Raw genomic sequence first — 11,049 nt, forward strand, 5'->3', positions numbered from 1 at the left:
TTGGCGCGCAGCCGCTTGACGAGCTGGTGCAGCGCATGCAGCCGCGTGCACGCGTTCATGAACTCGCTGTTCAGCCGTGCGAGGCGGCGGCTGCGCGCGCGAATGTGCGGATCCTCGAACGACGCGAACGCGCGGTTGGCCTCGAAGCCGACGATGTCGTCGACGAAATCGGCGAAGCGTCGCTCGAAATCGCCGCGTGCGACGTCGCCTGCGAGCGCGCCCGCCGTGAACGCCGCGAACGTCGCATGGCGGGCGCCCAGCGAGCGCATCAGCGCCTTCGCGGAGCTGAGCGGCAGGATCAGCGCGCTGACCGCGCCGGAGCACGCGATGCCGAGCGCGACTTCCGCGGCGCGTGTGAGCGCGGACTGAAATAGTGTTTGTGGGGTCATCACGGCCGGCAGGCCGATCAGCGCCGCGGTGTAGCCGGCGAGCACGAAGCCGTACCAGCGGAAGTGGCGGTTGCGCACCGCGAGCGCGATGCAGGTGCCGATCCACAGCGTGATGCCGGCCATGTACAGCTCGGGCTGCTGCGCGAACAGCCCGCCGAGCGCGAGCGCGGCGACGAGGCCGGCCGCCGTGCCGAGCACGCGGTAGAAACTCTTCGCGAACACCATCCCCGACAGCGGTTGCATCAGCACGAACACGGTCGTCATCGCCGTGCGCGGCTGCGACATTTCCAGGCGCATCGCGATGCCCATCGCGAGGAGCGCCGCGAACACGGTTTTCGCGAGGTGCAGCCAGATCAGCCCGTCGCTCGCAGCCCAGTCGCGTGCCGCGTCGCCGAGTGGATCGAGCCATGTCCTCCATCGTGCCGGTTCGATGGAAGGACGCTCGATCGCAGGTTGTGGCTTCATGAAAAGAGGGGGCCGGTACGGGGCCGCGCAAGGTGCGCGGCGCGTCCGAACGGGTTCGTTCGACTGTTGAGGCGCCGATTGTAGGAGTGCGGCGCCCGCGCATTAACGCAGCTGCGGGGAAACGATAGTTGCAGCCGGAGTAACAATCTGTCGCATCCCGTGGAGGAAAATAGCGGCTCCGCTACAGGTTGCTCACAGGAATGGATACCCTACAAAACATGCGGGTGTTTTCGCGCGTCGTCGAGACGGGCAGTTTCACCGCCGCCGCGCAATCGCTGAATTCGACGACGGGCGCGATGTCGCGCGCGGTGTCGGAGCTCGAGGCGCGCCTGCGCACCCGTCTGATGAATCGTTCGACGCGCCGTCTCGCGCTCACGTCGGCCGGAGAAAGCTATCTGCGGCGCTGCCGCCAGATCCTCGCCGACGTCGACCGCGCGGAAGAAGAGGCGAGCTGTGCGCACGAACGGCCGGCCGGCGTACTGCGCATGCACAGTTTCGCGAGCGTCGGTCATCACTATGTATTGCCCGCGCTGACGCGCTATCACGCGCAGTTCCCGGACGTGTCGATCGAGCTGTCGCTGTCGCAGCGCATGCCCGACCTGTTCGACGGGACGAGCGACATGGCTGTCGTGACCGCGTCGTCGCTGCCCGATTCGGAACTCGTGTCGCACCTGCTCGGCTCGACCTTCAGCATCCTGTGCGCGTCGCCCGACTATGTGAAACGCCACGGCGCGCCGGCCCGGCCGCAGGATCTCTCTGCGCACGCGTGCCTGACGCTGTGCACGCCGGCGTTCCCGACGCACGAATGGGTGCTCGAAGGGCCGGAGGGCGTCGAGCAGATCCACGTCACGGGGCCGGTGCAGACCAATACGGCCGAATCGCTTGCGCTTGCCATCCGCGACGGCATCGGGATCGGCATGCTGCCGCTGTACTCGGCGATCGACGCGCTGCGCGACGGCACGCTCGTCCGCGTGCTGCCCGCGCATATCCTGCAGAAGATGAACGTGTACGCGCTGTATCCGTCGCGCCGCTTCGTCGATGCGAAGGTGCGGACCTGGGTCGAGATGCTGCGTGCCCAGGTGCCTGGGATGATCGCGCGCGACGTCGAGATGCTGAACGCGATCGATCGCGAACCGCAGGCCGCCTGAGCAGCGGACGCGCACCGGCGCATTGCCGGCTTCCTTTCTTCGCGCAAACCACGCGAGCGCAACCCGCGCCGCGCCCGCAAGACTTCGTTCACGCGGGCGCGGCGCTTCGTCATGCCGTTACAGCGCGGGCTTGGCCGCCGCGCCCGATTCCGTCGTCGGTTCACCGGCGTGGCCGTAGGCGGCCTGCGCAGCCTTCTGTTCCGCGAGACGCTTTTCGTGAAGTCGTTCCTGCGCCGCCATGATGTCGTCCGGATAGTTGTTGACTTCGCCGCGCGCCGGGTTGTAGCCGACCGACTCGAGATCGATCAGCTCCTGCAGCACTTGCGCGCGCGTGACGGGCGACTTGGCGGACTGGGCGAAGGACAGGGCCGGTGCAGCGAGCAGGACGGCAGCGGCGGCGGTAACGACGAGCGATTTCACGAGGTTCTCCTGGGTGCGGGGTGGGTGGCCGGATCGACGCGCGATGCGTGACCCTGACCTTTGCTGGCAGTCTACGCAGCACCCCCGCGCGTAAAAACCCCGATTCCAGGCAGGCTGCCTTCCAGATGGAACAACATTGGTGCGGGCCGCCCGCAGCCAGCGAACCCGTGCGCGAACGCAGGCTCGTGGCCGGCGGGCGACGATGCATCACGCCGATCAGAAGCGCGTGCGCATGCCGATCGTGCCGACGATCTGGTTCGCCGTGCTCGATGCGCCGCCCGAGCCGTTGATGAACGCCTGGTAGCCGCGGCCCGCTGCGTGCTGATACATCGCTTCCGCGTAGACGTCCGTGCGGCGCGACAGCTTGTAGACGGCCTGCAGGTCGACCTGGTGCCACTTCGGATCGGTGCCGTGCTTGCTGTCAGGGTTCGACACGCTGGCGTCCGTGTACACGTAGGCCGCGCCGAGGCTGACGGCCGGCGTCACCGCATAGCGCACGTTCACGTCGTAGTTGTTGAACGCGACCTGGCCGGTCGAGCCGAACGAGCCTGTGTTGTCGTACTGCGAACGCGTATAGACGAAGCCGACGGTGGCCGGGCCGAACCCGTAGCTGATGCCGCCGCCGTACGAACGCATGCGGTCCGAGCCGATCGACCAGCCGCCCTGGTTCAGGCTTTTCGCTTCGGCCGCATCGGTCGCGCCGGGGCTCGCGTTCGTCGAGCCCTTCGTGCCGTTCATCTGCAGGTACGCGCCGGCCAGCTTCAGCGGGCCGTTCGTGTAGCTCGCCGCGACGCTGTACGCGCGGTTCGCGCCGAAGTTCGTCGCGTTCGAGAATGCATACATCGCGCCGACCTTGAAGCCCGCATAGGTCTCGCTCGTGTACTTGACCGCGTTGTTGATGCGCAGCGAGTGGTTCAGGTTGTCGTTGTCGAACGGATGCGCGAAGCTCGCGTCGCCGAAGTCGCCGGCCGTGGCCGACAGCGGCGCGACGAAGTCGACCATCGTGTCGTACTGGCGGCCGAGCGTCAGCGTGCCATAGCCGTTCTGGCTCAGGCCGACGTACGCATGGCGGCCGAACAGCTTGCCGTCCTGCCCGAGCCCGCCGTTGTTCACGTTGAAGCCGTTCTCGAGCACGAACAGCGCCTTCAGGCCGCCGCCGAGATCCTCGGTGCCGCGAAACCCGACGCGGCTGCCGTTGACGGTGCCGCTGTTCAGGCGCCACAGCGATGCACCGTTGGCGTTGTTGGTGTAGACGATGCCGGCGTCGATCAGGCCGTACAGCGTGACCGAGCTCTGTGCGTGAGCGAGCGGGGCGAACAGCGCGGCGGTGCATGCGCCGGCGATGAGGGTTTTTTTCAAGTCAGGGCTCCTGCGTGTGGGACTGGGAACGAAAGTTCGGCGCAAGTATAGGAACGCATCGCGCGTGCAAGGCCGCCGGGGCCGCGAGCGCACCTTTCCGGATCCGGCAAGAGTCCTTCACAAAACTGACACGACGCGCGGCGCGTGCCTGACGCTGGTGGTTTCTGCGTGGTCGCGCGCGGCTGGTATCCGTTCATCGCGGGCCGGTTGTCGCGTCGCTGCAACATGAGCGGGACGCGGCGCGTCGGTTGATCGGTGCGATCCGCGCGCATCGACACTTTTCGCCGTGAAGCGCGCGGGCCTGAACTTCATCTCGTGCCCGACCGAGAGCATCCACCTGCAGGGGCGCTTCGACACGTTTCCGAAGCTGTGCGTCGGCAGGCCAAGGCCACGCTGTCGATCCGCCACGGGAAAGTGATCCTGCGGCGCGAACGGGAGCGCGTCACCTATCCGGATTGACGCGAACCGGGCGCGGAAGGCGGGCGGTCACGGCCCGCCCGACGTCATGTATTCATGAAATGCATGAGTCGATTCTAAAAATACGTTTGTCTCATGATGGAGGCCGGCCTACGATGCGGTCCTGACGGCGGCGCGCGTGTTGCGCGTCGTCTTGTCGATTCCATTCGCCGACCCCATGCGCCTCGATCTCCCGTCCGCCCCCGCATTCTCTTCGCCGGCCGCCAGCCCGTTCGCGCGCGTGGCCGTCGTCACGATCCTGACCGGCGTGGGCGCGGGCCTCGGCGGCATGCTGCTCGCACTGCTGCTGCACGCGATCCAGCACGTCGCGTACGGCTACAGCGTCGCGCACGTGATCGGCACCGAGAGTTTCCTCACCGGCGTGACCGGTGCCGATCCGTTGCGCCGGCTCGCGGTGCTGGTCGTGTGCGGGATCGTCGCCGGTGGCGGCTGGTGGGCGCTGTACCGGTTTGGCCGGCCGCTCGTCAGCATCCGCCGCGCAGTGCGTGCGGCCGATCCGCGGATGCCGGTCGTCAGCACGACGGTTCACGCACTGCTGCAGATCGTCACCGTTGCGCTCGGTTCGCCGCTGGGCCGCGAAGTCGCCCCGCGCGAGATCGGTTCGCTGCTTGCCGGGCGGCTTGCGCATGCGGCGGGGCTTACGCCTGACGATTGCCGGCTGATGGTCGCGTGCGGTGCCGGTGCGGGCCTCGCGGCCGTCTATAACGTGCCGCTCGGCGGGGCGATCTTCGTGCTCGAAGTGCTGCTCGGCACGTTCGAACTGCGTGCGCTGGTCGTGGCGGTCGCGACGTCGGCGATCGCGGCGGCCGTTGCGTGGATCGGCCTCGGCAACGAACACCAGTACACGGTGCCGCCGTTCGTGCTGAGTACGCCGCTGGTGGTGTGGTCGATCGTCTGTGGTCCGCTGTTCGGCTTTGCCGCGTACGGCTTCGTGCGGCTCACGACGCGTGCCCGTGCGAACGCGCCGAAAGACGGGCGGCTGCCGGTGCTCGCGCTGGTCAATTTCGCGGTGATCGGCGTGCTTGCGATGTGGTTTCCGCAATTGCTCGGCAATGGCAAGGGTCCGGCTTCGCTGGGTTTCGACGGCACGCTGACGATCGGTCTCGCCGCGGCGCTGCTCGTGCTGAAGGTGCTGATCGAGGCCGGCAGCTTGCGGGCGGGTGCGGAAGGCGGCCTGCTGACGCCGGGTCTAGCGAACGGCGCGCTGCTCGGCGTCGTGCTCGGCGGGCTGTGGAGCCTCGTGTGGCCGGGTGCGTCGATCGGCGGTTGTGCGCTCATCGGCGCGACCGCGTTTCTCGCCGCGTCGATGCAGATGCCGATCACGGCGGTCGTACTGCTGGCCGAGTTCACGCGCGTGGATCACGACAGTCTCGTGCCGATGCTGCTTGCGGTAGCCGGGTCGCTGGTCGCGTACCGGTTCGCGCAGCGGTTGGCCGAGCGGCGGGAAAGTGCGGTTGCGACGGTGCGCGAACACGCAGCGGCTACGTACTGACGCGCGTGAGCGGTCAGGAAGCGAGAAACGCACCGGCATCGAAAACCGTCGAGTCACCAGGGAAATTAACGGTTTGCATCCGTTCTGGTGAATACCGTTGCTGCGACGCTCGTGCTGGACGACGGAGCCGTAACGACCGGAAGTGCAAGCCGGACATCGCTGAAACGAACCGCGCGTGATCGATCCATCGCATCCCGACATGCTTCTGCAGCGGTCGCCGACCTGGCGGACGCGTTGTCCTCCCTGCGTTACTCACGATAGCTTTGCCAGTTCGCTCAAACTCCAACTATCAGAGAGAAAATGGCAAATTCGTACGAGTACGGCATTCATGAGGGCCTGCGCCGTGAAGAATTGCTCTTGCTGATCTTCATCGAAGAAACCGGCAAGGCGTTGGGTGTAAATGATGCGGTTGGCATCGCGATGGTATTGCTGGGGCAGCGTTTCATCCCCACGCGCGGCAAGTTCGCGAGCGCAGTCAAGGGCACCTCCATCGCGTCTGTCGTTTCGCGTCGTATGTTGCCGTTCGAGCTAAAGCACCGGATATTGCCTACCGTTACCTCGTTCACGAGCCTTATCATGTTGCGCATCAAATTCACGCGGAATATCGGCGCATTCGTTGGGCGGGCGATCCCCGGAGTCGGTTGGGTCATCCTGGCAACGGATGTATCGGTGATCACTTATCGCACGGTTGGCACCTACAACAGCATGGTGACGCCCGAGGATCGCTTGTATGGCTGACGCATGGAAACGTCTCGAAGCGTTTTTTTCGGCCGATATCGGCGAGCTACCGGTCTCTGGAATCGAGCTGACGCGAGACACGGATCTCTATCACGATCTCGACCTGGAGCCGAACGACATCGACAAGCTCGTCAGGCGATGGGCTGCGACGTTTGACGTCGACCTGTCCGCGTTCGACATCCACTATTACTATCCGTCCGCGAAGCTCGGCATCGGTTCGTTTTTCGCGATGGTTGTCAAATTCCCGTTCAGCAATGCGGCGCGCGATACGTTGGGCGGCCGGTCACTGACGCTCGGATCGATGGAAGAGGCGATGGAGCGTGGGCGATGGGAGCGGTGACATGCCACGCTGACACCTGCTTCGACCGTGCATGCCGGAACGCGATGAATGGACAACCTCACGTAGACCGGATCGATTCATGAAACACCGAACGCCCGCCTGGCTCACATCCAAGCGGGCGTTTTTGCAATCGCACGACCCGCCACGAGCTCAGATTCCCGGGGCCTTTTGTCGTGTATCGTCGATCGGCCTTCGGGCGTCAGGCGTCACCGGTGGGCACGACACGCGTTCGGTCACCTGAAATCGGCGGGCGTCAATGCCGGCGAGGGCATTGAAGCAAACGACGCGGTTCTGTGCAAGAATCCGCGCGTTTCCGCGCCTCAACCAACAACGACACGCGCGGACGTCCCTATCAGGAAACGAGGAGCTCAAGTTGATCCAGCGCATTTCCCGCTTTTTCACGCAGGTGGTCCACCGCGTGTTGCCCGACCCGTTGATTTTCGCGATCCTGCTGACGGTCGTCACGTTCGCGCTCGCGTTCGGCCTGACGCCGAACACGCCCGTGCAGCTCACGACGATGTGGGGTTCGGGTTTCTGGAACCTGCTGGCGTTCTCGATGCAGATGGTGATGATTCTCGTCACCGGCCACGCACTCGCGAGTTCGCCGCCCGTGAAGCGCATGCTCGTCGCGCTTGCGAGCACCGCGCGCACGCCGGGGCAGGGCGTGATGCTCGTCGCGTTCGTCGGCGCGCTCGCGTGCGCGATCAACTGGGGCTTCGGCCTCGTGCTCGGTGCGATGCTCGCGCGCGAAGTGGCGCGCCGTGTCGCCGGCAGCGATTACCGGCTGCTCGTCGCGTCCGCCTACATGGGCTTCCTGAGCTGGCACGGCGGATTGTCGGGTTCGGTCCCGCTCGTCGCGGCCACGAAGGGCAATCCGATGGAAAAGACCATCGGGCTGATTCCCGTGTCGCAGACGATCTTCACCGGCTACAACGCGTTCATCACGATCGGCCTGATCGTGATGCTGCCGTTCCTCGCGCGCATGATGATGCCGAAGCCGGGTGAGGTCGTCAGCGTCGATCCGGCGCTGCTGGCCGAACCGCCGAGCGTCGAGCGCCAGCTCGGGCCGGACGCGACGTTTGCGGAACGGCTGGAGGAAAGCCGCTTGCTGTCGGTCCTCGTCGCGGCGCTGTGCGCGGCGTTCCTCGTGCTGAAGTTCGTGCAGAAGGGCTTCGCGCTCGACATTGACACCGTGAACCTTGCGTTCCTCGCGGCCGGCATCCTGCTGCACCGTACGCCGATGGCCTATGCGCGCGCAGTGGCCGGTGCGGCGCGCGGTGCGTCGGGGATCATGATCCAGTTCCCGTTCTACGCGGGCATCCAGGCGCTGATGGATCACTCGGGGCTCGCGGGCGTGATCACGAAGTGGTTCGTCGATATCGCGAACGTGCACACGTTCCCGCTGCTCGCGTTCCTGAGCTCCGCCGTGATCAATTTCGCAGTGCCGTCCGGTGGCGGCCACTGGGTCGTGCAGGGCCCGTTCGTGATGCCGGCCGCTCAGGCGCTCGGCGCCGATCTCGGCAAGGCCGCGATGGCGATCGCGTACGGCGAGGCCTGGACCAACATGGCGCAGCCGTTCTGGGCGCTGCCCGCGCTGGCGATCGCCGGGCTCGGCGTGCGCGACATCATGGGGTATTGCGTGACGACGCTGCTGTTCTCGGGCGTCGTGTTCGTCGCGGGGATGTATCTGTTCTGACGGGACGGGACGAGAGGCGGGCGGAGTCCGCGTCCGCCTCTCGCGATCCTGAGTCCGGCCTGCCGTTAGCCGTGCGACCGTGTGTCCGGCCGCTCGTGTCCGTGACGCAACGCGAGGCTGGCGAACGCCGCGATGAGGAGCGCGGCCGCAAGCAGCGTCAGCCCGTTCTTCGCATTGCCGGTTGCCTGTTCGATCGCACCGACGACGGTCGGCCCGACGAAGCCGCCGAGCAACCCGCACGTATTCACCAGTCCGAGTCCGCCTGCCAGTGCGTTGCCGGCGAGCCGCGACGCGGGAAACGTGAAGACGATCGACTGAACGACGAAGAACATGAATGCGGCCACGCACACGCACAAGAGCCCCGCGGCAGGCGACGCATGCGCGGCGCCGACCATCCCGGCAGCCATCACGACCAGCCCCGCACCGTGCCGTCGAGCTCGATCAGCGCACCGGCCAGCGGCCCGCCGACGATGTTTGCGATGCACACGCCAAGCAGGAAATAGCCGGTTGCGCGCGCACGTAAACGGTATCGGGGGGAGACAATCGGCAATACTTCTTTCGCGTCCGGGACTCGATTCGCTTTCTGGAGCAACGGTGGGGGAAGGCAGACGGTGTCAAGTATCCGCCGTCAAGTGGCGGGCCACTGGCGGGGCGACAAGGTGTCATCCTGTTCGAGGTGTCGGGATGGAGTGACGCGCAGGGCCACGCCACGCTGTTCAATGGACGGACGTGTTACGACCATTGCTATTTCAACGAGCCGGGCGCGCGGTATCGTACCGATCGCGCAAATTTCTGGAGTCTGTCATGAGGAGAGCCTGGATCGCCGCCGTGTTGACGTGCATCGCGCTTCAACCTGCGATGGTGTCGGCGAACGATGCAGCGCAAGCATCGCCCGAAGCCGGCTCACGGACTAACCTCCAGAACTTCAAGGACATGGTGCTCGCGGAGTGCCTGGCTACCGCGTACAGGCAGGAGCCAGGCGTGAGCAAGGATATCGGCAGCAGCACCAGCGCGTTGCGCGACTGGACCTACTACGACATGGAGCGCGCACCGGATGTCATTCACGCGCTGGTGGCGAAGTATCTTGGTCGCGACTACCGGAATCCGGTTGTCGAACCGGAAGTCCGGGACGTGAAATTCGACTTCCTGAAGTGCGCCGACTTGTACCACGGCAAGGAACTGGATACCGTCGCGAAGCAGCTCGTATTCCGCCCCAACCGGACTTATCGGAGCGAGACTTCGCGGAAGTTGCGGTAGCAATCAGATGCCGTTGCGCAATGCAACGGCGCACCGTCTGCCATGCCACGTGTGCTACTCGAGCGTCCGGATCGAATTGCTGATGCCGCGCGCGCTGCTGACACGACGCAGCGCGGCGGTCATCCTGCACTCAGCGTTTCACCGGTTCGTCGTTCAACGTACCGAGAAACGCTTCGATATCCTTGATATCCTGCGCCGTCATCGCGGGCTTGTCGCCCGGCTTGCGATCGAACGGCGCATCGGTCACGTCGACATTCGCGCGATATTTCGGCGGGATGTCGTCATACTCGTCGACCTTGCCGTCCGCGCCGCGCGAATAGAACTTCTGCGGCGAGATGCTGCGCTCGTTGTAGAACGCCATCACCTGGTCGAGCGTGTGGAACACGCCGTTGTGGAAGAACACGTGGCGCGTCGCCGAGTTGCGCAGCGTCGGCGTCAGGAACATCGCGCAATACTGCGTCTGGTCCTTCAGGTCGTCGCGGAACGGCCCGCACACGCCGAGATCGTAGAACGCCGGGTTGCGGTTCTGCGCCAGTTCCTTGTTGCGCGGCGCGCCGAGCGCCTCGTACTGGTAATCGGTAAACATCGGCGGCAGCCCGTCCTTGCCGGGTTTCGACAGGTGGCAGCCCGCGCAATTCGCCTTGTCCGGATCGTTGAACAGGCGCAGCCCGCGCAGTTCGGCCTGCGTGAGGCGCGCACGGCCTTCGAGCCAGCGGTCGTACTTGCTGTTGTACGGGTGGAACGACGGATCTTCCACCTGGTAGCGTGCGATCGCGAACATCGCCTCCGACACCGCGAGTTGCGGGCTGTCGAACACGCGTGCGCCGAACAGTTGCTCGAGCTGCGTGCGATGCGACGACTGCTTGAGCTTGCGCGCGACATCGTCGATGCTCGCGTTCGCCATCTCGACCGGATTCAGCAGCGGGCCGAACGCCTGCTGCTGCAGCGTATCGGCGCGGCCATCCCAGAACATCCCGCCCTGCGGCACGAGCTGCGGCGCGGCCGACGTGCCGGCCACCTTCTGCGCCTTCACGACCCCGGCCGCCGACGCAGCCTGCTGCGCAACGGTCGGCGCGGCGTCGTTTTCCCCGGCATCGGGGCCGATGCTGAAGTTCGGCTGGCGGTACAGGTACATCAGCGACGGCGGCGGGCGATAGCCCTGCTGCGTCATCGCGAGGCCGCCCGGCTGCACGTCGAGCGCGTTCGGCGGGCCGTACGCGTGATCGGGGCTGTGGCACGACGCGCACGACTGCAGCCGGGCGGCCTCG

At 65.8% G+C, this 11,049-nt stretch carries 12 protein-coding genes and 2 pseudogenes; 8 read left to right on the forward strand and 6 right to left on the reverse strand.

Annotated elements, in window-relative coordinates:
* The coding region (locus G3N99_RS25840) for an FUSC family protein (RefSeq protein WP_206123804.1) at positions 1-854 on the reverse strand (854 nt) is incomplete at its 3' end.
* 200 nt (positions 855-1,054) lie between these two features.
* On the opposite strand from G3N99_RS25840, the gene G3N99_RS25845 reads away from it, so the two are divergent.
* A complete protein-coding gene (locus G3N99_RS25845) occupies positions 1,055-2,002 on the forward strand; it encodes a LysR family transcriptional regulator (RefSeq protein WP_174935388.1) in 948 nt (315 codons plus the stop codon).
* A 117-nt stretch (positions 2,003-2,119) separates the two neighbouring features.
* Here G3N99_RS25845 and G3N99_RS25850 read toward each other — a convergent pair whose 3' ends face one another.
* Together G3N99_RS25850 and G3N99_RS25855 are read right to left on the reverse strand one after the other, a co-directional pair.
* Complete coding sequence (locus tag G3N99_RS25850) at positions 2,120-2,422, reverse strand: DUF4148 domain-containing protein (RefSeq protein ID WP_174935386.1); 303 nt, start codon at positions 2,420-2,422, stop codon at positions 2,120-2,122.
* A gap of 216 nt (positions 2,423-2,638) precedes the next feature.
* Positions 2,639-3,781, reverse strand: coding sequence for a porin (locus G3N99_RS25855; RefSeq protein ID WP_206123805.1), 1,143 nt, complete (start codon positions 3,779-3,781; stop codon positions 2,639-2,641).
* 271 nt (positions 3,782-4,052) lie between these two features.
* Between G3N99_RS25855 and G3N99_RS25860 the strand changes: the two are divergent.
* From G3N99_RS25860 to G3N99_RS25880, 5 genes and pseudogenes are all read left to right on the forward strand, one after another.
* Positions 4,053-4,240 (forward strand): annotated as a pseudogene (locus tag G3N99_RS25860) (hypothetical protein); the annotation flags it as partial.
* Positions 4,241-4,415: 175 nt separating this feature from the next.
* A complete protein-coding gene (locus G3N99_RS25865) occupies positions 4,416-5,750 on the forward strand; it encodes a chloride channel protein (RefSeq protein WP_206123806.1) in 1,335 nt (444 codons plus the stop codon).
* 300 nt (positions 5,751-6,050) lie between these two features.
* Complete coding sequence (locus tag G3N99_RS25870) at positions 6,051-6,488, forward strand: STM2901 family protein (RefSeq protein WP_206123807.1); 438 nt, start codon at positions 6,051-6,053, stop codon at positions 6,486-6,488.
* Positions 6,481-6,828 carry a DUF1493 family protein gene (locus G3N99_RS25875; protein WP_174935380.1) on the forward strand — a complete coding sequence of 116 codons (348 nt, stop codon included), beginning with the start codon at positions 6,481-6,483 and terminating at the stop codon, positions 6,826-6,828. The genes G3N99_RS25870 and G3N99_RS25875 overlap by 8 nt, the downstream gene beginning before the upstream one ends.
* 373 nt (positions 6,829-7,201) lie before the next feature.
* Complete coding sequence (locus tag G3N99_RS25880; protein WP_174935378.1) at positions 7,202-8,524, forward strand: TIGR00366 family protein; 1,323 nt, start codon at positions 7,202-7,204, stop codon at positions 8,522-8,524.
* Positions 8,525-8,589: 65 nt separating this feature from the next.
* Here G3N99_RS25880 and G3N99_RS25885 read toward each other — a convergent pair.
* Positions 8,590-8,946: pseudogene (locus G3N99_RS25885) on the reverse strand (MFS transporter); the annotation flags it as partial.
* Complete coding sequence (locus tag G3N99_RS25890) at positions 8,931-9,074, reverse strand: hypothetical protein (RefSeq protein ID WP_206123810.1); 144 nt, start codon at positions 9,072-9,074, stop codon at positions 8,931-8,933. The pseudogene G3N99_RS25885 and the gene G3N99_RS25890, both read right to left, overlap by 16 nt.
* Positions 9,075-9,107: 33 nt before the next feature.
* On the opposite strand from G3N99_RS25890, the gene G3N99_RS25895 reads away from it, so the two are divergent.
* Entirely contained in the window at positions 9,108-9,332 is a 225-nt protein-coding gene (locus G3N99_RS25895) for a T6SS effector amidase Tae4 family protein (RefSeq protein ID WP_241011854.1), read from the forward strand.
* Complete coding sequence (locus G3N99_RS25900; protein ID WP_174985225.1) at positions 9,329-9,781, forward strand: type VI secretion system amidase immunity protein Tai4; 453 nt, start codon at positions 9,329-9,331, stop codon at positions 9,779-9,781. Before G3N99_RS25895 ends, G3N99_RS25900 begins: the two co-directional genes overlap by 4 nt.
* 130 nt (positions 9,782-9,911) lie before the next feature.
* Here G3N99_RS25900 and G3N99_RS25905 read toward each other — a convergent pair.
* A partial coding sequence (locus G3N99_RS25905) for a cytochrome c peroxidase (RefSeq protein ID WP_206123808.1) occupies positions 9,912-11,049 on the reverse strand: 1,138 nt, incomplete at its 5' end.

It is taken from the genome of Burkholderia sp. Ac-20392, from assembly GCF_017104585.1.
Classification (GTDB): Bacteria; Pseudomonadota; Gammaproteobacteria; order Burkholderiales; family Burkholderiaceae; genus Burkholderia; species Burkholderia lata.